This window comes from Jejudonia soesokkakensis, from assembly GCF_042664795.1.
Taxonomy (GTDB): domain Bacteria; phylum Bacteroidota; class Bacteroidia; order Flavobacteriales; family Flavobacteriaceae; genus Jejudonia; species Jejudonia soesokkakensis.
Window position 1 is genome coordinate 73,889 of sequence record NZ_JBHTBN010000002.1, and the last position, 23,787, is coordinate 97,675.

The window sequence follows — 23,787 nt, forward strand, 5'->3', positions numbered from 1 at the left end:
TGTGCGTCAATTGATTAAAAAATGATTTTCAACGTTTATAAAATTTCAAGAACAACATTTCCAATAATAGGAATATAAATGCAAAAATAGCAAACCATTTCCAGAAACTGTTCATTGAATTTTCTTCAGATAGGGTGTAAAATAAATCTGAAACCGAATCATACACCGCTACGCCTTCCCAATCTCTGGGATTGGCATATTGCAATACACTTTCAGATCTATCATAATTATAGCTCACATTTTGTAAAACTTCCTCCTGTTTTGTAATCGAATACGTTGCTGCAGTTGCTGGCTCTTCATTTGTTGTGATGTCTACCTGATTGGCTTTGGTTTGTTGCAAGGGTATAAAGCTTTGTGTGCTATCTTTTATAGTGAGAATCTCATCTTGTATTAAAGTAACAGGCACCGAATAGTTATTTTGTTTCCCCACTTCATAATACAATTGAGGGAGTGGCAAACTAAGTTGCGCCATATTGTAAAGGGTTGGAACGATCAAAGGAGAATTCTGAAAGTTGGAATTTTCGGTATTAAATGCTGCCGTACTAACATACACAGAGCCACGATTTACGATAAACGGCTTGTTGTCTTCAAACTGAAGCACAGCCGTGGCATTGGAAGTAATCGTGTTAAAAGAATTTACTTTTGGGTACTGAAAGTTTACGACTCTTTTTTCAAATACATTACTATACAATGGATGGTCGAATACGATTTTAGTAATTTTTTTCTCTTGGTTGATGGCTTCAGAAAAAGTACCCACTCTAAGACGATTCAGTAATGCGTTATAGCTACTAGTATTTCCATTTACTGGCGGGATAATACATAAGCTTCCGCCGTTATTGACAAATGTATTCAATGCAGTCGTCAATGACTCAGGAATAACGTTTAGCTCATTGATGATTACAAAATTCTGTGAAGCAATGGTATTGTAGTTAACCGTCCGATTTGTTTGTTGTGTGTATTCAAATTCTGGTTGGTCGAAAATACGTTGCAAAAAGTTAGCTTCTGCTTCATTGACGGAAAGTACCTTGATTTTTTCTGGCGGATTAATACTAAAAAATAAATCATTGTCATACGTAAGGTTTGCTTCAGAAATAGAGAGCCTACCTTTAAAATTTGTTACATTTTCTATATCGAAGAAGACTTCGTTTTGAGAACTATTGGAGAGGTCTGCTGCGGTTTTTGCAATGAGGCTGTTTCCATTATAAAGTGAAACCGGTATAGTCTGCGCAACATCGCCTGTGCTAGAGATAACTACTTTAAGCTGTGTATTTGTTGTGCTTTTTGAAACTATGTACGCAGTATCAATAGCGATATTCTTGGTCACCACAGGAGCTAAAGGGACCACATTTACTGAGATTTCTTCGGAAAGAACAGGGAAGGCTTCTTTTTGCTGAAAGTCTGAAACATAGATCAAACGTTTATCTGCCGAAGTACTTTTTGAAAAATATTGTTTGGCTTTCAGAAGCACTTCTGAGGGAGTTAATTGTTTATTTGAATACGTAATCTTTAGGACTTCATTTTTAAAATCCTGAATCGAAACATTTTTTCGTGCATAGTCATTGGTAAACCAGCTTATGTTATCTGTACTCTTTATATTTTCGTAAATATCCTGAACTGCACGTTGCAATAAGGGGCCTTGAGATCCTTTCGCCTGCATGCTAAAGCTCGTATCCAGATATAAAACGGTTTCTTTTTCGGTATTTAGGGCAGTTGTTGACGCTGTAAATGGCTGTGCGAAAGCAATAATTATGCAAGCCAGCGCTACTAATCGTAGTAGTAATGTGATCCATTTTTTAAGCTGTGAACTTTTTCTGGTCTGGAAATTCACCTTTTTCAAAAAAGCAACATTGGTAAATGCGACCTTCTGAAACCTTCGTAATTGAAACAAATGAATAAGAATAGGAATGAGCAGTAAAAAAAGTGCGTAAAGAAGTTCTGGGTGTTTAAACTGCATTCCTGTTTCAGATATTTTTCAAAGATAAAAAACCGAAAGCAATTAAACTGTTTTCTTTATAGTAAAGGTGATAGAAGTACCCTTTCCTAGCGTTGACTCGAGTTTTATCGTACCATTAAGCTTTTTAACTAAGTTCTTTACAGTGGCCAGTCCAATACCAGAGCCTCTCTTTCCGTCTTTATCGGTATTTGCAGTTGTTTTAAACATATCAAAAATTCCCTTTTGATCTTTTGGTGAGATTCCTTGACCATTGTCTATAACTTTAAAAATATAGTTTTGGAAGTCTTCAGAAAATTCAATGGTTACTGTAGGATTTGAGTGGTGACTGTATTTTAGAGAATTGGCTATTAAATTTAGCAGAATCTGATAAAGGGCCTGTTTGTTTGTATGTATCGAAATACTTTGCGTTGGATGAATAAAGTTAGAGTTGTCAACAAACAGCATTTCTTCCAATTCTTCAAAAAGTTCATTGAGTAAGAATTGAGTTGCTTTTTCTTTTAGTAAGCCATCTGATTTGTAAAAATCAAGCATGTCGTTCACATAATTCTTCATTGTGACAGAGGATTCTTCAATATAGTCTAGATATTGATTACATTGATCACTTACAGCCGTTAAACATTCTTCTTTTAGCATTCTGGTAAGTGTCGTAATATTTCCTAAAGGAGATTTAAGGTCATGCGTTACGAGACCCGCAAATTTTTTAAGTCTTTTATTACGTTCTTCAAGTTCTTTATACGTTTTATTTAGTTCATTATTTTTTTTGTGAAGTTCAAATAATTTGACTACCTGGTTTGCTAAAGCCACTATTATTTCTTTTTCTTTATGCTGAAGCGTTCTAGGCTTCATGTCAAAAATGCATAAGGTACCTAAGGCAAATCCTTCTTCATTAACCAAGGGAGCTCCTGCATAAAATAAATGACCTTGTTCACTAACAATTGGGTTGTTTTTAAAGCGACTATCTTTTCTTGCATCCTCAACAATAAATAAATCTTGTGGAGTAAGAATCGCATGCCCACAAAATGAGGTGCTTCTTGGTGATTCGTCTATATTAACTCCATAATGAGACTTTAAAAAATTTCTATCCTTGTCAATTAGGGTAATAAGACAAATGGGAACATTGCAAACTGAGGCTACTAACGAAGTAATATTGTCATACTCATCTTCGGGAAGGGTGTCGAGGAGTTGATAGGATTGTACGGCATTAAGACGCTGTACCTCGTTTTGGGGGATTTTAGGTTCTAGCACGTTAATATTTACGGAAAATTCCTACTTATAGTTTTTGGGAAAAGGGTTAAATAACTGTTAAACTGAAGCTTTTGGCTTTCCATTGTTTTTTGCAACCGTAAAACTTATGACTGTGCTTTCACCAACTTTGGATTTAATAGAGATTTTTCCACCAAGATTGTTAACTAGATTTTTAACGGTCGATAATCCAATACCGTTTCCTTTGTTTCCATTTCGATCTACAGAACCAATTGTTGAAAATAATTTAAAAACCTCTTTTTGTTTATCTTCTGGAATTCCAATTCCATTATCACTTATTTTAAACCTATAAAAATCCTCTTTTTCCTTGAAAGTGATATTGATAACAATTTTTTCTTTATCGTTATATTTGATACTATTCCCAACCAGATTTAAGAATATTTGCTCTAAAGCAGCTCTGTTGCATTGAATTTCTATATTTTCTTCAGGAAAGTTAATCTCACAGTCAATATTGATCTTAAGCAAATCAACAATATCCTCTAGCAAATCATGTATGTCAAATTTTTCACTATTTCTGGAAGCGACATTATCACTTTCATAATGGGCTAATAGCCCTGTAATGTAGTCACTCAACGTAAAAGAAGAATGTTTAAGGTAATTTAAGTATTCTTTTCCTTTGTCATCTATTACGTTGCTATATTTTGCTTTAAGAATGTCTGACGTGACTATCATATTTGCCAATGGCATTTTCATATCATGAGAAACAACACCAGCAAATTTCTTCAACTCAACATTTTTATTTTTAAGTTTTTTCTGAAGTCTTTTAAGTTTTGTATTCTGCTTACGAACCTCAAATAGGTTAAGAACCTGCTCACTTAAGGCCAACAATGCTTCTTCTTGTTTTTTATTTAATTCTCTTGGCTTCGTATCAAACACACATAAAGTCCCTAAAGCATATCCAGCTTTATTTATTAATGGAACACCCGCGTAGAAAACTACATTTCGTTCTGTAACAATAGGATTGTCTTCAAACCGAATGTCTTTACGAGCATCCTTTATGGTAAAGATAGGCGATTCATCTATTATGGTATGACCACAAAAGGAAATATCCCGGGGGGATTCTGTGTCTTCAACTCCATAATGTGATTTTAAAAAATTACGGTCTGTATCTAGTAGCGATACTAAAGAGATAGGTACTTCGCATATAGAAGCTACTAGTTTTGTTATTCCATCAAGGTCAGATTCTGGAAGTGTATCCAGTAAATTATATTCCTTAAGAGCTTTAAGTCGTTTTTTTTCGTTTTCAGGAATAGCTGGTGCTATCATAATGAATAAAAAATTAGGTGTTTTTTTGTTAGTAGCATAACTATTAAGTCAATTCAAATAAACCAAATTTATTAGGTTTACACTAAAAATTGAATACAACTGCTAACACTACTGCTTTCATTAGTACCTTTAAGGTAAGGGACTATGGTTAGGTTGGGTATTGTAAATGTAAAGAAATTTTTAACAAACATTCGATTAAATGTTAATATTCTTAACACTTATAACGGAATGGGTTAATAAGAATTTAAAAAGCTTCAAACACACCTAATCCAAAAAGAGCAAAATCATATTTTACAGGATCTTTTGCATCTAATTTCCGGAGACTTCTGTCAAGTTCTGAACGTGCTTTCCCATCATTTTGCTTTCGCTTTAAGAGTCCTAATTTTCTGGCAACATTGCCACTATGAACATCAAGCGGACACGAAAGTTGAGCGGGTGAAAGCTGCGTCCAAATCCCAAAATCTACTCCCGAAGTGTCTTTTCGAACCATCCATCTTAAAAACATGTTTATTCTTTTTGCTGCGGAATTTTTTAAGGGATCACTTACATGTTTCTCTGTCCTAGCTTGATGCGGAAGTTCAAAAAAAGTATTTTTAAAGTGATGAATGGCCAACTGAAGCGATTCCTTTTCGGCATGTGCTGCGAATACAGCTTCTAGTCCGCCATAATTGCGATAAATATTTTGAAGGGCTTTCAGAAAGTAATACAAATCATCTTCATTAAAAGTTCGGTGTACAAAGCCTGAAAGATTTTTTTTGTTTTCTTCTGAAAAGTTCATCACAAAATCATACGGGGAATTCCCCATGATAGCTACTAGTCGGTTTCCATTGGTAATGATACTTTTTCGATTGCCCCATGCAATAGTCGCGACTAGAAATCCTATAATTTCAATATCTTCCTTGAGCTTAAATTGATGTGGAATTTGGATAGGATCACTTTCGATAAACTTCGGCTGATTGTACAACACAACTTTTTCATCGAGAAATTCTTTGAGCTGGGCTCTGTTCATGGTTACATTAGGATTTTTCCGTCCTGCATGACCAGTTTTCGATCTGCCATTTCAGCCAGTTCTTCATTGTGAGTAACAATGATAAATGTTTGTCCAAACTCATCTCTAAGCTTAAAAAATAGGTTATGAAGATTTTCGGCACTTTCGGTATCCAGATTTCCACTGGGTTCGTCTGCCAGAATAATACTGGGGTTATTAATTAAAGACCTGGCTACAGCTACTCGTTGTTGTTCTCCACCAGAAAGCTCGTTGGGTTTATGGTGTTCTCTTGCTGAAAGCCCTAAAAAAGCAAGTAATTCTTTCGCTCTTTTTTCAGCTTCAGCTTTGGGAGTTTTTTTTATAAATGCAGGTATGCATACATTTTCTAGAGCCGTAAACTCTGGTAATAATTGGTGAAACTGAAAGATAAATCCTAAATGTTCATTTCGAAATTTCGCAAGTTGTTTCCGCTTTAATCCACTAATCTCTGTATTGTCAATAATGAGAGAACCTTCAGAATAAGTATCCAGCGTACCTATTATTTGAAGCAAGGTCGTTTTTCCTGCACCAGAAGCTCCAACTATAGACACAATTTCTCCTTTTTTTATATGCAGATCCACACCTTTTAATACATGAAGCTCATCGTAATATTTATGAATATTCTGGGTAACAACCATTTTTTTTGCTGTGTTTTAAGGTATAGTAAAGATACATCTTCTGTAATTTCTTTTTAGGAAGAACTTTTATTAAACAGGTATTTTACATTATTATAGTCTATAAAGTAAGTAACTCGAAGTGAAAGTACATGTTGTTGTGGTTGGTCAAATAATCTACTCAAACTTTCACCATACCCTATGGTAGACTCATTATCCTGATTAAAAATCTGGTTTCGGTAAAGGAGAGTAGCTTCACTTCCAGGAGCAAATCTCCAACGAAAACTTAGATCCAAATTCCAAATATTAAAATTTCTATTGGGATCTCCATTTTCTAGATCATAGATGGCATCAGATCGGGTACCATCTTGATTAAGAGTTGTAAAAACATTCTCAACATAATTTACAGTACTCCAAAAATTTCTAAAGCGTAAATCAATTGCTTTATAAGGGTCAAAATTATAACTCCCTGCTATGGAATTTTCTATATTGGTAATATCTCTTTCCCCAAAAAATATAGCATCATCTACAATATTCACAAAACCAAAGTTCTTATCTCTTACTGAAATATCAGTTTCTAGAATTAATAAGAATTTATCACTAAAGCGATAGCGAGGTTCAAAATTGACTGAATAACTACGTTGTGGATCTCCTTCTAGCCAAGTACGATAATTAACTCTAAAATCATACGCAAACTTTTTTCTGAAATCTGAAGATAAAAAAACCCGTGAACCTATATTCGGATTAAAAGTAACAAAACGTCCAGCGACCCGTGGTTCAAAATAGTCGTCACTTTCTGTGTTATAATCGACATTGGCACCAAAAGCAAATCTGTTTATGGTAAAGAAAAATGAATCTAAATCATAACTAGTTCCTGTTGAAACGTTAGGCTGATACAATCTACGATGTCTCGCAGTAACACCAATTCTATAGCGGTTAAAAGCTTTGGTAGGCTCAAAAATTTCATACGAAGCACCTGCTACAAAATTATTGAAGTTATTTCTGAAATTTACACCGAGATCATTGATGTCGTAGGTTGTATTAGAGAAATCATGCCCAACTCGATACCTGAAATTACCTTTTATTCGTTGAAAATCAAATTCAGATAAGAACCCCTGTGTAAAACCATTGTCTCCATTTACGTTACTTACTATTGCTCTTCCTGAAGCTCTAAAATTATTACCCTTATCTGCCACATCAAATATAAATCCGCTGGTATTGGCATCTCTAAAATGGCCTTCTCTGGTTACGTTGGTATTGATTATTGAAACAGATGAGTTGTCATTGATTTGTTGATCAAGTACAATGATGTTGTAATTGGTTAATGGTTCTACTAATACTTCACGAGTTTCATTGGTGTCTTCATTTCGGATAGTAGCAAAAGTTTTTTCACTAATGGCATTAAAAAAACCAACGCCTAGTCCATCTTTCGTTCTTCCAGAAATTTTTAAAGCATTTAATAAATTTACACGGGAAGGAAATTCTTCTATAAATTCATTTTCTTGAAGGTCATCAACACTTCCTGAAGGCCTACCACCTACACGACGAGAAAAGAAAACTCTTCCTTTATTAAAAAGTTCGATTCCTTCTCTAAAAAATTGACGGTTTTCTCCAAAAGTTTGTTCAAATGGTCCCAGATTAAGCGTTACTTCATCAAAGGCTGCCTGCCCAAAATCTGGAATTAATGTCGCATCCAGTGTAAAGCTATCACTTAATCCATATTTAATATCCATACCCGCACTAAAATCGGTGGAGGTCTCACCATCAAAGGTACCAACATTGGCCTGTCCAAATGGGAAGAGGGTAAGTCTTACAGGTGGATCAATATTTCGAACTCCTGTGATAGGAGCACTGTATTGTGGTTCTCTACCTACACCATTTTCAATAAAACTCCAAGTGTGTATTTCATTTTCTTTTTTAAGATTTCTATAAAAGTTAGCACTCCAGTTTTGTAGTTCTACCTTCGGAAAGCGAAGGGCATTGTATGGAATTCTGTATTCTGCATACCATCCTTTTGCATCATAGGATATTTTACATTCAAAAACAACATCATACCCAAAATCCTGATCGTTTAAAGTTACTCTTGAATCTCCAATAGTTCCTGCACTAGTTACAATAAAGCGGGTTTCGTTAATACCATCATTATAGGTGTTTAAAGCAAACGTAAAGCTGTCTGCTTGGACATTGACATTGTCTCGTTGCGAGAATTGCTTCAGCATCTGGTCAGGGTTTGGATGATACATATATGCAGCTACATAGACTGCCTGATCATCATAAGCAAGCTTGATTTCTGTTCTATACGCTTCAGGAATGGTGCCTTCATTGCCAGGCTGGTATTTGTAGAAATTGCCATAGGCTTTTAAATCATTCCAGATTTCATCGTTTAACAATCCATCAATTTTGGGCACGTTAGTAATACGCTCTGCTTGAAGTGATTTTTGATTCTGTGAAAAACTTTCCGAAGGAATAATAGAAAGCATAAAAAGTACAGAAATAAAAACTTTAATTGAAAATACTGTGTTGCTCAAACCCTTTTAAATTATTGATTGAAAGTTGTAAGAAGATTAGCGACAAAACTACGGTAGTCCACTTCGGACAAGTATTAACAAAAAGTTAAAACCTTAAACTTATCTTAGCAAGGAGTTTTTATGGCTAACTTTGTTTAATTATTTATTATAAATATGGAACAAGCAGTTTTTGCAGGAGGATGTTTTTGGTGTACCGAAGCTGTATTTCAAAGGCTGGAAGGAGTAACAGAGGTCGTTCCGGGGTATACAGGTGGGAATATCAAAAATCCTGCATATAGAGAAATATGTACAGGGCGTACGGGCCATGCAGAGGGTATTGAAATTACATTTGATCCTTCTAAAGTAAGTTTTGAAACCTTACTTGAAGTATTTTTTGCAACGCACGATCCAACTACATTAAATCAGCAGGGGAATGATAAAGGAACTCAATATAGGAGTGCTATATTTTTTACTTCAGAAGTTCAAAAAGAAAAAGCAGAGGCATTTATTACATTGTTAGAAGATAATCACGTATTTGAAAATGAGATCGTAACAGAAGTATCCCCGCTGGATGTTTTTTATGTTGCAGAGGTAGATCATCATGATTATTATAATGAACATACTCAACAGCCTTATTGCCAGTATATCATTCAGCCAAAAATTGATAAGATTAACACCTACTATTCAGATAAATTAAAAAAAACATAAATGGGATCATACAAGTATTTTGAAGAGTACAATGAAGAAGTAACAGACAATCTAAAATCGAACTTTTCAGAAATTCTGAAAGAAGTTGGAGAGGACATTTCTCGTGAAGGCATTTTAAAAACCCCAGAACGTGCTGCAAAAGCGATGCAGTTTTTGACCTCAGGAAACTGTCAAGATCCAGCAGCAATACTTAAAGGAGCTATGTTTGCCGAAGACTATAATGATATGGTGATCATCAAGGATATTGAATTATATTCTCTTTGTGAACATCATATATTGCCTTTTTTTGGAAAGGCTCATATTGCATACATTCCTAATGGCCATATCGTTGGACTAAGTAAAATCCCACGAGTAGTGGATGTTTTTGCAAGAAGATTGCAGGTTCAGGAAAGACTTACTCATGATATTCTAGAATGTATTAATACAACATTAAAACCTAAGGGTGTCGCTGTGGTGATTGAAGCATCGCATATGTGTATGATGATGCGTGGCGTTCAAAAACAAAATAGTGTTACTACTACTTCTGGCTTTAGAGGTCAATTTGAAAAAATTGAAACTCGAAACGAGTTCTTAAAGCTAATTAGCAGTGATTTAGCTTAATTATAGTGCTTCGGAAAGTGTCGAAACTGACATTAAAATTTTTGGCAACATTATTGCGTTGTAAGAACTAGTAGTAACTCTGATTGTTTTATACATTTTCAGAATTAAATTTTTTAAAATGAAAAACCCAAAATATAAATTATTAAAAAAAGGACTCCTATTTGATGCTATTGGTATGATTACTATGGCTATTCCTGTAGTTGGACCTTTTCTAGACATTATCTGGGCGCCTATAGCTGCCAAGCAAATGAGTAAGATGTACAAAGGTGAAGCAGGTAAAATTGCCTCAGCTGTGGTGTTTATCGAAGAGATTTTACCAATGTCAGATTTAATACCCACATTCACATTGATGTGGTTGTACACATTTGTGTACAAGGGTGTTAAGATGCCAGTTCCACAAACAATTGAAGTGGAAGCGAATGAATAAGTAATTATAAGACTTCACAATTAATAAAACCCCCGAGAATGTTATGAAAATGTTAACATTCTCGGGGGTTCATTTTTGTACTTTGTTGAAAATTTTTAAAAAACCTTCCGAATGAAAAAAATGTTCTACTATTTCACCCTTTTGGTGACCATTGTCTTTGCAGTTTCTGCTTGCTCAACAAGTAAAAATGCCAAAGGGAAAAAAGGAGCTGCAGCAACAGCCGAAAAAAAACCAAGTAATGATAAGGATGCTATCCAACCTTATGACAAAGTCGTTACTAAAGAAGCAATTACCGATAGTGGTCTGTTTCATGTCCATAAAGTAAAAGAAGATTACTTATACGAGATACCCGATACATTGTTTGATCGTGAGATGCTTATGGTAACACGTATTGCTAAGACAGCTTCAGGCATTGGTTTTGGAGGTGGAAAGCAAAACACACAAGTGCTAAGGTGGCAGAAAAAAGATAAAAAAGTATTGCTTCGAGTTGTTTCTCATGAAGTTTTTGCCGCAGATTCATTACCAGTTCACGAAGCAGTAGTAAATTCTAACTTTGAACCTGTTTTATATACATTTCCTATCAAAGCTTTCAGTAAAGATTCTACTGCAACAGTAATTGATGTAACTCCTTTATTTGAAAAAGATGTCAAAGCATTAGGCTTTCCTGCTAGAAGTAGAAGTAACTATAAAATAACTAGAATGGACTCAGACCGTTCTTATATCGAAACGTTAAAAAGCTACCCATTAAATATCGAAGCAAGACACGTTAAAACCTATGAAGCGAACGATCCACCATCAAACGAGAGTACAGGGTCAATCTCACTTGAAATGAGTAACTCAATGATATTACTGCCAAAGGAACCTATGAAGCGACGCTATTTTGATCAGCGTGTAGGATGGTTTGCCAGAGGTCAAACAGATTACGGTCTTGATGCTCAAGAGAGTAAAACAGTACGCTACTTAGACCGATGGAGATTGGAAGTAAAAGATGAAGATATCGAAAAGTTTAAAAGAGGGGAACTAGTTGAGCCTAAAAAACAAATAGTTTATTATGTTGATAGAGCAACTCCAAAACAATGGGTTCCTTATATCAAACAGGGTATCGAAGACTGGCAAGTAGCCTTTGAAGCCGCTGGATTTAAAAATGCCATCATCGCAAAAGATCCTCCTACTAAAGAGGAAGATCCAGACTGGAGCCCAGAGGATGTTCGCTATTCTGTAGTACGTTACCTTGCTTCTCCTATTCCAAATGCCAATGGACCTCATGTAAGTGATCCAAGAAGTGGAGAGATCTTAGAAAGTGATATTAATTGGTACCATAATGTAATGACACTATTACGTAATTGGTACTTTGTACAAACAGCTGCCATTAACGAAGATGCACGAGGTGTAGCATTTAAAGATGAAGTCATGGGGCGTTTGATTCGTTTTGTATCTGCTCACGAGGTTGGCCATACCATAGGTTTACCTCATAATATGGGTAGTAGTGTTGCGTACCCAGTAGAAATGCTGAGAGATGCAGATTTTACTCAAAAATATGGAACAGCACCATCAATTATGGATTATGCACGTTTCAATTATGTAGCTCAGCCAGAAGATACAGGCGTGGCATTAATGCCAAATATTGGACCTTATGATAAGTATGCTATAGAATGGGGATATAGACCTATTTTAGACAAGTCTGCTGTAGAAGAAAAGAAAGTACTTGATGAGTGGATATTAGATAAGGCAGATGATCCTAAGTATCGCTTCGGAAGACAACAATTTGGGGTTATTGATCCAAGTTCCCAAACTGAAGACCTTGGTGACGATGCTGTTAAAGCAAGTAACTATGGGATTATGAATCTGAAGCGTATTGTACCAAATTTAATTACCTGGACAGCCGAAGACGGTAAAAATTACGATGATCTGGAAACAATGTATGGTCAGGTTTTAGGACAATACAATCGCTATATGGGACACGTTACATCAAATATTGGAGGTGTTTATGAATACTACAAAACCTACGATCAAGATGGCGCAGTATATACACATGTAGCTCCCGAAAGACAAAAAGAAAGTATGCAGTTTTTACAGGATCAATTATTTACGACACCAGAATGGTTAATAGATCCAAATATTTTTAATAAAGTTGAAAGTGCTGGGTCAATTGAACGTTTACGAGGTACCCAAGAACGTACTTTGAATAATATTCTAGACTTCGGAAGAATGGCAAGGCTTATTGAAAATGAAACGATGAATGGTAATAGTGCCTACGGATTAGTAGATATGATGACCGATCTTCGTACCGGTATCTTCTCTGAACTATCTAGAGGAAGAGCAATCGACACCTACCGAAGAAACCTTCAACGTGCTTATGTAGATAGAATGGAATACTTGATGAACGAAGAGCAGAATATTCCTTCAGCCTTTAGAAGATTTGGTGGGGTAACAAGTGTAGAGGTGAGTCAAAGTGATATTCGACCAGTCGTTAGAGCAGAGCTAAAGAATTTACAACGTAACGTTCGTGCTGCCATTGGAAGAACGTCAGACACGATGAGTAGATACCATCTTGAAGATTTAAATGAACGTATTAAACTGATACTAGATCCAAACGGATAGAATTAATTTACCCATAAAAAAAACTCCCGGATTTCCGGGAGTTTTTTTATATATAATGTTAAAAGAATGCTTATGCTCTTCCGTAGAGCTTTTCATATAAGTCATGATACATTTCCTTTATCACCTTACGTTTTGGTTTCATAGTAGGAGTAAGGTGTCCTGCTTCAATCGTCCAAACCTCTGGAGTTAATTGAAAGGTTTTAATTTTTTCCCACTTCCCGAATCTTTCATTATAAAAATCTACATCTTTTTGTATGGCTGCTATTAGAATTTCATCTTTTACAGCATCTTTTGGATCTTTTGGTAGCGCCGAATGATTGGCTTGTGCCCAGCCTTCAATAAATTCCCAGTTAGGTTGTATTAAAGCGGCAGGCATTTTCTCACCGTCACCTACTACTAGAATTTGCTCAATGAACTGAGATTGTTTCATGGCATTTTCGATTAGTTGAGGTGCTACATATTTACCTCCACTTGTTTTAAACATTGATTTTTTACGGTCTGTAATCTTTAAAAATCCATCTGAATCAATAACACCTATATCTCCTGTATGGAAATACCCATTTTTAAGCACCTCGTTTGTTTGCTCTTCATCTTTATAATAACCCTGCATTACCTGAGGTCCTTTGGCAAGTATTTCACCATCTTCGGCTATTTTGATTTCTGTTTCGTTTAGTGGTTTTCCTACAGTTCCAATTCTAAATCCGCCATCACGCATGTCATTTACCGTAAGAACCGGGGAGGTTTCAGTAAGTCCATAGCCTTCCATGATAGGAATTCCTGCAGCATTAAATACTCTCGCTAAACGTGGTTGCAAAGCAGCACTTCCGCTGGCAATTGCCTTTAAGTTTCCACCTAAAGCTTCCTGCCACTTACTAAAGATCAACTTTCTAGCGACACCAAGCTTTGTTTCATACCACCAGCCATTTTTTCCGTAGGGTTCCCATTTTAATCCGAGATCTACTGCCCAGAAAAATAATTTTTTCTTAACACCCGTAAGGTCTTCTCCTTTTGCAATGATTTTGTCATATACCTTTTCAAGTAAGCGAGGTACTGCTGTCATTACTTCAGGTTGTATTTCCTTAAGATTGTCACTTATAGTTTCAAGGCTTTCAGCAAAATGAATACTAACCCCACAATACTGATACATGTACAATAACATCCGCTCATAGATATGACAGACGGGTAAGAAGCTAAGTGATTTTGAAACTCCAAAATCTATAGGCAGCCTTTTTTCACTATGAATGGCATTACATGCGATGTTTTTATGACTTAACATAACTCCTTTTGGGCGCCCAGTAGTACCAGAAGTATAAATCAATGTTGCCAGATCATCTTCATGTACAGCAGCCATACGTTTTTCAACTTCTTTTTGTAAATCCATATTGTCATTACCAAGTTGTAATACTTTATCCCAGTTAGGACAACCTTGTACAGCATCAAAGCAATAAACTTCTTTTAAGGAAGGAACATTTGCTCTTATCTTATTAATTTTTTCAAATACTTCTTTACATGACACAAAACAATAGGTGGACTCACTATGATTTAAGACATATTCATAATCTTCCTCACTAATCGTAGGATAAATAGGAACATCCTGAGCACCTGTTTGTAAAATACCTATATCACAGATATTCCATTCGGTGCGATTTGTCATCGATATAATCGCAATTTTATCATTAGGTTGAACGCCTAGTTTTATAAGTCCGCGGCTTATAGCACAGGCCTTATCTATATATTCTTGTGTTGAGGTTTTTACCCATTCTCCATTCACTTTGCTTACTAAAGCGCCCTCTTGCGGATACTGCTCTAACTGATAGTATGGAAAATCAAATAGTCTTTTTACTTCGGTCATAGTTTTATAGTATTGTGAACCTGCAAAATAGGAATTTTTTTTCAGTTTTCTGAAATAAAAAAAGAAGCGCAATTGCGCTTCTTTAAAGTGTTGATATAAATTACATTACAGCTTTTTAATGCAGAATTTCAAATTCCAATCGACTTTCTTCAATTTAAATATCGCTAAAGATTTACTGTTTTATTCTTATTTCTGTTCCAGCCATTTTCTTGCATTTACAAATGCTTCAAGCCACGGAGAAACTTCGTCTTTTCTGTTTGTTGGATAGTGGCCCCAGTTCCATGGAAAGGTAGAGCGTTCCAGGTGCGGCATCATTACAAGGTGACGACCTGTAACATCTGTCATCATAGCGGTATTAAAATCACTTCCATTTGGGTTTGCGGGTAATGTTTCATACCCATAATTTCCAACGATGTTGTAATTGCTTTCTTGGTTTGGAAAACTAAACTTGCCTTCACCATGTGCCGCCCAGATTCCTAGCGTACTCCCAGCCATTGTAGATAACATGACCGAATTATTTTCCTGTATTTTTACCGAAGTAAAACTACATTCAAATTTGCCAGTATCATTGTGTAACATGGTAGGTTTTTCAGAATCATTTGGTGTGAGTAATCCTAATTCTATAAACAGTTGACACCCATTGCATACTCCTAAAGAAAGGGTATCGTCCTTTGCGAAAAAATCATTAAGGGCCTTATTGGCTTTTTCATTATATAAAAATGCTCCCGCCCAGCCCTTAGCGCTTCCTAGGACATCACTATTTGAAAAACCGCCCACCGCAGCAATAAACTTAATATCCTCTAGTGTTTCACGACCCGAAATCAAATCGGTCATGTGAACATCTTTAACATCAAATCCTGCTAGATACATTGCATTTGCCATTTCACGTTCACTATTACTTCCTTTTTCACGAATAATCGCTGCTTTAATTCGAGGTTTGGTGTCGTCTAAAGTGGGTAATGCTCCTGTAAATTGCTTCGGAAAGATAAATTGTAACGGTTGTTCTTTATAGTTGACAAAGCGCTCTTTAGCTTTTGCTTCGCCACTTTGACGTTTGTCTAGCAAATAAGATGTTTTATACCAGATATCGCGCATTTCAGGAATGTCGAAGTCCAAAGAGGTTTTGTGAATCTTCAGTTGAAGGGTCTCACTTTCGGTAACGGTTCCCAGTTTTGTATATTGGATATTTGCTTCGGAAAGAGCCTTTTTCACCGAAGAATCTTCCGCAGCCTGAATCACAATTCCACAATTTTCAGAAAATAATAGCTTTACCACATCCTCTTCATCTAATTGAGAAAGATCCAGACAGGCTCCCAGATTTGTATCAGCAAAACACATTTCTAATAATGTGGTGATCAATCCGCCTGAAGCAACATCATGTCCGGCTGCTATTTTTTCTATGGTAATTAACTGCTGAATTGTATTGAAAACATTTTTAACATAGCCAGCGTCTTTCACAGTTGGTGTTTCTGAACCAATCGCATTTTGAGTTTGTGCAAAGGAAGAACCTCCCAGTTTAAAATTGTCCTGCGAGATGTTAATATAATACACACTGCCTTTATCTTTTTGAAATACAGGCTCAACAACTTTTGAAATCTCATTACAGTGAGCAGCAGCAGAAATAATGACTGTTCCTGGAGAAATCACCTCTTCATTTTTATATTTCTGTTTCATCGACAACGAGTCCTTCCCAGTAGGCACATTGATTCCTAAATCGATGCTAAATTCACTTACAGCTTCTACAGCCTTGTATAAACGAGCATCTTCACCAGGATTGTTACATGGCCACATCCAGTTAGCCGACAGCGAAATACTCTCGATGCCGTTTTCTAAAGGAGCCCAGATAATATTTGTAAGCGCTTCCGTAATTGAATTTCTGGCGCCTGCGACAGGATCGATTAATCCAGAAATAGGGGAGTGCCCTATACTGGTCGCCACGCCGTTTTTACCGTTATAATCTAGGGCCATCACGCCACAGTTGTTTAGTGGAAGTTGTAATGGTCCTGCACATTGTTGTTTGGCAACCCGTCCCGTTACACAACGATCGACCTTATTGGTAAGCCAGTCCTTACAGGCAACAGCTTCCAATTGGAGCACTTGTTCAACATATTTTTTTACAGTAGTTGGTGTGTATTGTGGATTCTTATAATTACGAGTGATGGTTTCATCTTTCATGATCGTTTTTGGAGAACTCCCAAACATATCTGCCAGCTCGAAATTCATGGGAGTCTCACCCGTAGTTTCACTTTTGAATACAAAGTTATAATCACCGGTCACTTCTCCTACTTCATACATAGGCGAACGTTCTCGTTCTGCTACCCGTTGTAAAGTTTCTATATCTTTTTTGGCAATAACAAGCCCCATACGTTCTTGAGACTCATTACCAATAATTTCTTTTGCTGAAAGGGTTGGGTCTCCCACAGGTAGTTTATCCAAATTAATTTGTCCCCCAGTATCTTCTACCAGTTCGCTCAAGCAGTTTAAGTGTCCGCCAGCTCCATGGTCATGGATCGATACAATAGGGTTATGGTCACTTTCAACCATTCCTCGGACCGCATTCGCTGCTCGTTTTTGCATTTCGGGATTAGAACGCTGAATGGCATTCAGTTCAATTCCGCTAGAGAATTCACCTGTGTCAGCACTAGAAACAGCAGCGCCACCCATTCCGATTCTATAATTTTCACCTCCTAGAAGAACAACAGTATCTCCTTTTTTTGGAATGTCTTTTAAAGCCTGATCCGCTTTTCCGTAGCCGATTCCACCTGCAAGCATGATTACTTTATCAAATCCAAGTTTACGTGCTTCTTCTTCATGTTCAAATGTTAAGACAGAACCTGCAATAAGAGGCTGACCAAATTTATTGCCAAAATCTGAAGCACCATTACTTGCTTTGATTAAAATATCAAGAGGAGTCTGGTATAACCATTCTCTTGGCTGCATGTTCTGTTCCCAGGGGCGATTTTCTTCAAGTCGGGAATAGGATGTCATATACACAGCGGTTCCTGCTAAGGGTAATGAGCCTTTTCCACCCGCAAGACGATCTCTAATTTCTCCTCCACTTCCAGTGGCGGCTCCATTAAATGGTTCAACCGTAGTGGGAAAATTATGAGTTTCGGCTTTTAAGGATATAACACTCTCGAACTCTTTTTTTTCGTAATAATCTGGTTTATTGGGTGATTTTGGAGCAAATTGCGTAGCTGTTGGTCCCTTTACAAATGCAACATTGTCTTTATAGGCAGAAACAATTCCGTTAGGATGTGTTTCTGACGTTTTTTTAATTAGTTTAAATAAGGAAGTAGGCATTTCTTTACCATCGATAATAAACGTTCCGTTGAAAATTTTATGGCGACAATGCTCACTGTTTGCTTGACTAAAACCAAACACTTCACTATCTGTTAAGGGTCTTTTTAATTTGACTGAAAGATTATTTAGGTATACAACTTCTTCGTCGCTTAGTGCTAAACCTTCAGCAAGGTTATAAGCTGCAATATCTTTGATATTTTTTATTTTTTCAGGAACGATATCAATTTTAAAAATATCCTGATCTAGTGCTTTGTATTTTGAAGAAAGCATCGGGTCAAATTCTGAAAAATTTTCAGCAACATTTTTAAACTCTTCAATTCTGGAAATTCCAATAATTCCCATGTTTTGAGTTATTTCTACAGCGTTCGTGCTCCAGGGAGTTATCATCGCGGCTCTAGGGCCAATAAAAAAATCCGCTATTGCGGACTTGTCTATTTTAGATTGGTTGCCAAACAACCAGGCTAATTTTTGTATGTTTTCCTGAGATATTTCGCCCGAAGTTTGGACTGCAAAAACAATGTTTTTAACGTCGCCAAAAAAGTGAATCATTGGTTTGAGTATTTGAATGATTTTAAAGGTGTAAAGATATTAAAATTTGGTCAACTTTTTTTGGTATTCTACCTCACAAATACATATAAATTCGTTGTTATTATTTTATGTTTACTGAATTGTTATTTTTTTTGTTACTGAATTAGATCCGCTTCTTAATTCGAGCAAATATAAACCACTAGTAACTGATGATACATCAATAGAGGGTTGATTTTCTAAAAGAGTACCTTCTGAAACTTTTTTGCCAGTTACCGAATATATTACATAGTGTTCAGCTATAGTACTGGATGAATTTTGAACATAAATTATTTCTGAAGCAGGGTTAGGATAAAAGGTAATAGTATCTAAAGCAGAAGTGGTTACACCTAAAATTCCCCAACGGTCTTCTGCTTGTGGACCTCCCCAGATAACAGTGGCTAATGCCGGATTGTCAATAAAAGGATTACGGTTTCCGTATTCTATTTCAGTACGCGGATTTCGTTGATCCTCATATTCACTTACTGGATCGTCTGCATTCCATTGTAAATAAATTTGAAGCATATCTGTACTCCCTTGCGTTGCACCTGTACCATTTAATGAAGGCAAGCAGCGATCTCCGTAACGAGTGTACATATACATCATCATACGAGCTACATCACCTTTCCATTCGTCTCCAGGGTACCAGTTTCCACTCCCTACATTACCAGCGTTTCCAGAACCTGAAGCAAATTTTTTACTGCCGCGGTTATTGTTCATTTGTTGATCGCTAGAACGTAAGTTGTGGGGGTCTGCTCCAATACCAGTGGTGCTATTACTTACATTTCCCATTTCAGGATTTGCATTCGATCGAGAGAAAACATGTTCCCGATTATATTCACAATTTGAGCCACCAAAAGCGCCTTTATCCCTAGAGCGATCTGTTGTGCAATCGCTATTATCTTGGAAACCATAAATTAACAAAACATCGTTTGTGTTATCTGGATTTTCTTCCGTTATTAAAAAAGTATCTCTTACATCTCCATAGTTGTAGGAGTTACTCGCAATATTAATTTTTTGTTGTAATTCAAAATAGAGATCCTGACCAGTCAAGGTTAGATCTACGTTATCGTAATAAGGTTGTTGGGCATTAACAATATAACTTAGACAGATTGCTACTAGTACTACAATTTTTTTCATGCTTATTCTTTTTCTTTTTTCTGAAGTTTAGCCATATAGAATCCGTCAAATCCAGAACTACTTGGCATAATGTTATCGTCTTTTATAAAGGTAAAACTTTTACCTTCTTCTGAAGCTAAAAAGGTCTTTACCTGGGCTTCATTTTCCGAAGGTAATATGGAGCAAGTTGCATAGACAAGTTCCCCTCCCGGTTTTACCATTCGTGAATAGGATTGTAAAATTTCCTGCTGGGTATTTTTTATAGATTCAAGGAATTCTGGCTGTAATTTCCATTTTGCATCCGGATTTCTTTTTAAAACGCCTAAGCCAGAACAAGGAGCATCAATCAAAACCTTATCGGCTTTTTCTACTAGTTTCTTAATAGCTTTTGTAGTATCAATAACTCTAGTTTCAATATTATGAACTCCATTACGTCGGGCTCTTCTTTTAAGCTCATTCAATTTATTTTCATAAATATCCAGAGCTAGAACCTGTCCCTTATTGTCCATTAACGAAGCTATGTGTAAACTTTTTCCGCCAGCTCCTGCACAAGCATCTACAATACGTTCTCCTGGTTTTGGATTTAGAAAGTCTGCTACTTTTTGAGAGGAAGCATCCTGTACCTCGAACCATCCATTTTTAAACTGTTCGGTTCCAAAAACGTTAGCTCTTTCTTTTAGTTTTAATGCAAAAGGATACCCTTTTAAAACTTCAGTTTCTATATTTTGATCTGAGAGCTCATTTTGTACTTGGGTCACAGTCGCTTTAAGCGGATTAACACGAAGTACAACATCTGCTAACTGATTGAGAGCCTTAATTTCTTTATCCCACTTTTTACCTAATTCTTTGACCCCTAATTCATCCAGCCAATCTGGTATTGATTCTTTGATCTTTCGAATATTAGATAATTCATCAAATCGTCCTTTGATCCTTCGGGTGGGGGTATCTTCAAATTGTTTCCAATCAGGAATTTTGATTCCGTTTAGCGTTGCCCAAACAGCAAAAAGTCTAAAGAGGTTGGGTCTGTCAAAAGGTTCTTTGACTTCAGCAATTTCTGCATACAAACGCTTCCACCTCACAATATCATAGGTAGTTTCAGCAATAAAACCACGATCTCTGGATCCCCAGCGTTTATCTCTCTTTAATGTATTTTTCATCACCTTATCGGCTTGCTTTCCTTCATTAAAAATAAGATGAAGTGAGTCGATGGTTGCAAAAACTAAATTACGATGTAATCTCATACAGTACTTTTAAGACATTATTTTAGCATGTCTTTAAAGTTGCAAAGGTATCATTTTACCAACGAATAGATTTGATTACTTTTGGCAAAAATTTTTAATATGCGATATTTGTTTTCCCTCTTGATGGTTTTAGGATTCATTTCTTGTGATTCTTTTTCTAAAAAAGATATTGTTTCCGTAGAAATCACACCTGTTTTTGAAGACAGCTTGAGTATTAGAGCTATTTCTCCGGTAGATGAAACCAAAGTCTGGTTTGCTGCAGACAAAGGAATTGTGGGGTTGATTGATGGAAAAACACCTAAATTGGCAACAATTAAATATGAAGATTCTTTATTGCATTTTAGATCAATCGCACAAACCAAAAATGCCTTTTTTGTATTAAGTATTGCAAATCCTGGAGTTTTGTACAAAATTGGGTATAACGGAAATGAAGCCACTAATATTGAAGAAGTGTATCTAGAAAGAGGGGAGAAGGTATTTTATGATGCGATGGCTTTCTGGAATGATTCTGAAGGCATAGCTATGGGCGATCCTATAAATGGCTGTCTTTCTATTATTAGAACTAAGGATGGTGGAAATACCTGGAGCAAAATATCTTGTGATAATTTACCTAAAACAGAAGCCGCAGAAGCTGCTTTTGCAGCTAGTAATTCTAATATTTCATTAGTGGGCACGCATGTCTGGATCGTGACGGGTGGGAAAAGAGCGCGTGTTTTCCATTCGGCAGACAAGGGTGAAACTTGGGAGGTTTTTAACACACCTATCATTCAAGGGCAGGCGATGACTGGAATTTACAGTGTAGACTTTTATGATGAAAACTTAGGGGTCATCTTTGGTGGTAACTGGGACAACAAAACGTTTAATGAAGGAAATAAAGCCATAACGAGAAATGGTGGAAAAACTTGGGATTTAATTAGTAATGGAAAAGGACCGGGGTATCGGTCGTCTGTACGATTTATTCCTGGAACCCAAGGAGAAAGCCTGGTTGCGGTTGGTTCCCCAGGGATTTCATACAGCCCAGATCAAGGTGACAGCTGGACCGAACTTTCAGAAGAAGGGTTTTATGCCCTCGAATTTGTAAACGATAGTGTTGCTTTTGCGAGTGGTCAACATAAGATTTCAAAGTTAGTATTCAGAAAATAAAAAAGGAGGCTTTAAAAGCCTCCTAAACAATCTAACAAAAACCAATTGTCGACTAAAACGAAACAATTATCTTTTTTCGCGCCTCTTATTGCGATATCGTTCTAAGAGTTGCTTTTTAAAATCGTCTTCAGCTTTTTTAAGCTTAATGACTTTTTTGGGGGAGATTACTTTACGCAATGCATTGAGCATTTCAGTTCTATACGTCACATCATTTTGCTTAAATACCAATGCTTTGTCAATAAGAGCGTTAGCTTGTGCGTCTGTCATGGTTTCAAGACCTTCATTTCGTAGAGGCCCTAAAATTTCTTTTCTTTCAGCTTTGCGCAAATCGTGCATTTTATCTTCGTAGGCATTGTATATAGGCCAAAACTTTTCAGCTTCGGTAGCAGTTAAAGAAAGTGCTTCGGTTATGTGAGCAGCCTTTAAGGCTTTAATTTTTTCGTGTTTATCTCCCTGTGCTGCTAAATTTGCAGTCATAACTAAGGAGAGTATTAAGATTATTTTTTTCATATTATTCGGTAATAAATGAGGTGTCTTCTAAATTGTTAAGTAAGTAATCTTCCAGGTTTTCAGCTGAAAATAAATTTGACTGTTCTGAAAAAGCAGCAATGGTCTCATCATCCAACATGGCGAGGACATCTTCGGTATCAATATCTAAATTATCATCATTGATATAAGCTTCAACCATCGCAGCATCAATATTTGAAAAGCTTGCTGTACTATTAAAATTGACTACTGAAAAGAGGAAAGCAACACATGCAGCTGCAGCTGTTACTAACCAGAATTTTTTAGAAGTAAACAACGTACGGACAGGAGTTTCTTTTTCTGAAACTTTTATTGAACCCATCACCACATCTTCTAATGCTTCAAAATAGGATGGTGGTGTTTTAAAACCAGTCTCTTTCACTTTTTCCTGAAGTGCAATTTCTGCGAATAGTTGATCTTCAAAAGAGTCAAAATATCCTTCAGGAATTTTAAAACCGTGTATGTGTTTATTCGTTTTCATTTGTTACTTTGACTATTATTTTATAAAAAGGTTTCATCGGTTTTTAAAATTTCGGTTATTTTCTTAACTGCGATGTGATAACTACTTTTCAATCCGCCAACCGATGTTTCCAATATTTCTGAAAGTTCTTCGTACGTATGTTCTTCAAAATACTTCATGTTAAAAACCAGTTGTTGTTTTTCAGGAAGGGTGGCAATAGCTTTTTGCAGTTGCAACTGAATTTGAGAGCCTTCAAAATAAACATCGCTTTGTAAATTTTTTAAAGCAGTGTTTTTCACCTCTTCAATATTCGTATTGGCTCTTTTGGCTTTTTTGTTTAAGAATGTGATAGCTTCATTGGTAGCGATACGATACATCCAGGTATAAAGCTTACTGTCCCCTTTAAATTTACCAATGTTCTTGTATACCTTAATAAACGTATTTTGTAGCACATCATCTGCATCGTCATGATCAAGAACCATTTTTCTAATATGCCAATACAACCGCTCCTTGTATTGGGAAACAAGGGTTCTAAAAGCAGTTTCTTGCCTGTTTTTAGTTTGAAGGTCTACTATAAGTGTGGTTTCTTCCAACAATTCTATAAAAATATGAT

Annotated in this window: 18 protein-coding genes; 5 read left to right on the plus strand and 13 right to left on the minus strand. The window is 36.2% G+C overall.

The window, feature by feature from the left end:
- Positions 1-28: 28 nt before the first annotated feature.
- The 6 genes from ACFQO1_RS04950 to ACFQO1_RS04975 all read right to left on the minus strand — a co-directional run bounded on the left by ACFQO1_RS04950 (position 29) and on the right by ACFQO1_RS04975 (position 8,652).
- Positions 29-1,954, minus strand: coding sequence for a BatA domain-containing protein (locus ACFQO1_RS04950; RefSeq protein WP_380216874.1), 1,926 nt, complete (start codon positions 1,952-1,954; stop codon positions 29-31).
- Positions 1,955-1,996: 42 nt separating this feature from the next.
- Entirely contained in the window at positions 1,997-3,199 is a 1,203-nt protein-coding gene (locus ACFQO1_RS04955) for a sensor histidine kinase (RefSeq protein WP_380216875.1), read from the minus strand.
- Between the two features lie 57 nt (positions 3,200-3,256).
- Positions 3,257-4,483, minus strand: coding sequence for a GAF domain-containing sensor histidine kinase (locus ACFQO1_RS04960; protein ID WP_380216876.1), 1,227 nt, complete (start codon positions 4,481-4,483; stop codon positions 3,257-3,259).
- Positions 4,484-4,727: 244 nt separating this feature from the next.
- Positions 4,728-5,492: a TIGR02757 family protein gene (locus ACFQO1_RS04965; RefSeq protein WP_380216877.1), complete on the minus strand. Its 765-nt coding sequence runs from the start codon at positions 5,490-5,492 to the stop codon at positions 4,728-4,730.
- A gap of 2 nt (positions 5,493-5,494) precedes the next feature.
- Entirely contained in the window at positions 5,495-6,148 is a 654-nt protein-coding gene (locus ACFQO1_RS04970) for an ABC transporter ATP-binding protein (protein WP_380216878.1), read from the minus strand.
- A 53-nt stretch (positions 6,149-6,201) separates the two neighbouring features.
- On the minus strand, positions 6,202-8,652 hold the full coding sequence (locus ACFQO1_RS04975; protein WP_380216879.1) for a DUF5916 domain-containing protein: 2,451 nt from the start codon (positions 8,650-8,652) through the stop codon (positions 6,202-6,204).
- A gap of 153 nt (positions 8,653-8,805) precedes the next feature.
- Here ACFQO1_RS04975 and msrA point away from each other — a divergent pair, with 153 nt between their 5' ends.
- The 4 genes from msrA (at position 8,806) to ACFQO1_RS04995 (ending at position 12,967) form a co-directional block, all read left to right on the plus strand.
- Positions 8,806-9,339 carry a peptide-methionine (S)-S-oxide reductase MsrA gene (gene msrA / locus ACFQO1_RS04980; RefSeq protein ID WP_380216880.1) on the plus strand — a complete coding sequence of 178 codons (534 nt, stop codon included), beginning with the start codon at positions 8,806-8,808 and terminating at the stop codon, positions 9,337-9,339.
- Positions 9,340-9,939: a GTP cyclohydrolase I FolE gene (gene folE / locus ACFQO1_RS04985; RefSeq protein WP_380216881.1), complete on the plus strand. Its 600-nt coding sequence runs from the start codon at positions 9,340-9,342 to the stop codon at positions 9,937-9,939. It begins immediately after the preceding gene.
- Positions 9,940-10,057: 118 nt separating this feature from the next.
- Positions 10,058-10,366, plus strand: coding sequence for a hypothetical protein (locus ACFQO1_RS04990; protein ID WP_380216882.1), 309 nt, complete (start codon positions 10,058-10,060; stop codon positions 10,364-10,366).
- 111 nt (positions 10,367-10,477) lie between these two features.
- On the plus strand, positions 10,478-12,967 hold the full coding sequence (locus tag ACFQO1_RS04995) for a zinc-dependent metalloprotease (RefSeq protein ID WP_380216883.1): 2,490 nt from the start codon (positions 10,478-10,480) through the stop codon (positions 12,965-12,967).
- A 70-nt stretch (positions 12,968-13,037) separates the two neighbouring features.
- Here the strand turns inward: ACFQO1_RS04995 and ACFQO1_RS05000 are convergent, their stop codons facing one another.
- From ACFQO1_RS05000 to ACFQO1_RS05015, 4 genes are all read right to left on the minus strand, one after another.
- Positions 13,038-14,819: an AMP-dependent synthetase/ligase gene (locus ACFQO1_RS05000; protein ID WP_380216884.1), complete on the minus strand. Its 1,782-nt coding sequence runs from the start codon at positions 14,817-14,819 to the stop codon at positions 13,038-13,040.
- A gap of 186 nt (positions 14,820-15,005) precedes the next feature.
- Positions 15,006-18,671, minus strand: coding sequence for a phosphoribosylformylglycinamidine synthase (gene purL, locus ACFQO1_RS05005; RefSeq protein WP_380216885.1), 3,666 nt, complete (start codon positions 18,669-18,671; stop codon positions 15,006-15,008).
- Between the two features lie 111 nt (positions 18,672-18,782).
- Positions 18,783-19,826 carry an endonuclease gene (locus ACFQO1_RS05010; RefSeq protein ID WP_380216886.1) on the minus strand — a complete coding sequence of 348 codons (1,044 nt, stop codon included), beginning with the start codon at positions 19,824-19,826 and terminating at the stop codon, positions 18,783-18,785.
- Positions 19,827-19,828: 2 nt separating this feature from the next.
- Positions 19,829-21,046, minus strand: a complete 1,218-nt coding sequence (locus ACFQO1_RS05015) for an RsmB/NOP family class I SAM-dependent RNA methyltransferase (protein ID WP_380216887.1) — start codon at positions 21,044-21,046, stop codon at positions 19,829-19,831.
- A 99-nt stretch (positions 21,047-21,145) separates the two neighbouring features.
- Here ACFQO1_RS05015 and ACFQO1_RS05020 point away from each other — a divergent pair, with 99 nt between their 5' ends.
- Complete coding sequence (locus tag ACFQO1_RS05020) at positions 21,146-22,189, plus strand: WD40/YVTN/BNR-like repeat-containing protein (protein WP_380216888.1); 1,044 nt, start codon at positions 21,146-21,148, stop codon at positions 22,187-22,189.
- Positions 22,190-22,255: 66 nt separating this feature from the next.
- Here the strand turns inward: ACFQO1_RS05020 and ACFQO1_RS05025 are convergent, their stop codons facing one another.
- Genes ACFQO1_RS05025 through ACFQO1_RS05035 form a run of 3 tightly spaced genes read right to left on the minus strand, consistent with a single transcriptional unit; the run spans position 22,256 to position 23,770 of the window.
- Positions 22,256-22,699 carry a hypothetical protein gene (locus tag ACFQO1_RS05025; RefSeq protein WP_380216889.1) on the minus strand — a complete coding sequence of 148 codons (444 nt, stop codon included), beginning with the start codon at positions 22,697-22,699 and terminating at the stop codon, positions 22,256-22,258.
- 1 nt (position 22,700) lies between these two features.
- Positions 22,701-23,195: a hypothetical protein gene (locus ACFQO1_RS05030; protein WP_380216890.1), complete on the minus strand. Its 495-nt coding sequence runs from the start codon at positions 23,193-23,195 to the stop codon at positions 22,701-22,703.
- Positions 23,196-23,215: 20 nt separating this feature from the next.
- On the minus strand, positions 23,216-23,770 hold the full coding sequence (locus ACFQO1_RS05035; RefSeq protein ID WP_380216891.1) for an RNA polymerase sigma factor: 555 nt from the start codon (positions 23,768-23,770) through the stop codon (positions 23,216-23,218).
- Positions 23,771-23,787 lie beyond the last annotated feature (17 nt).